The organism is Acinetobacter sp. WCHAc060033 (assembly GCF_004209125.1).
GTDB classification, from domain to species: Bacteria; Pseudomonadota; Gammaproteobacteria; order Pseudomonadales; family Moraxellaceae; genus Acinetobacter; species Acinetobacter wuhouensis.
The window spans coordinates 1-380 of the sequence record NZ_SGSW01000202.1; the positions used below are offsets into that span (position 1 = coordinate 1).

At 36.8% G+C, this 380-nt stretch carries 1 pseudogene; it reads left to right on the plus strand.

The window, feature by feature from the left end:
- Positions 1 to 70 precede the first annotated feature (70 nt).
- Positions 71 to 380: pseudogene (locus tag EXE10_RS21280) on the plus strand (transposase); the annotation flags it as partial.

The window sequence follows — 380 nt, forward strand, 5'->3', positions numbered from 1 at the left end:
GGTAATCCCCCCTCAAAATAATTGAACTCAAAAGTAGAAAATCGAATAATCCTGTTCAAGGAGATTTTTTATGAAAACATCTAAATATTCAGACAGCTTAATCATGAGTATTTTAAAACAAGCTGAATCAGGAACACCCGTGCCTAACTTATGCCGTGAACATGGTATGAGTTCCGCTACATTTTATAAATGGAAAGCGAAATATGGAGGTATGGATATTTCAATAATGACACGACTTAAAGAATTAGAGGCTGAAAATGCTCGTCTGAAACGTATGTATGCTGACGAACGTCTTAAAGCAGATATTCTTCAGGATGCACTGTCAAAGAAGTTATAAAGCCTGTACAACGTAAATCTCTTGCTCAGCGAGCCGTTGAACA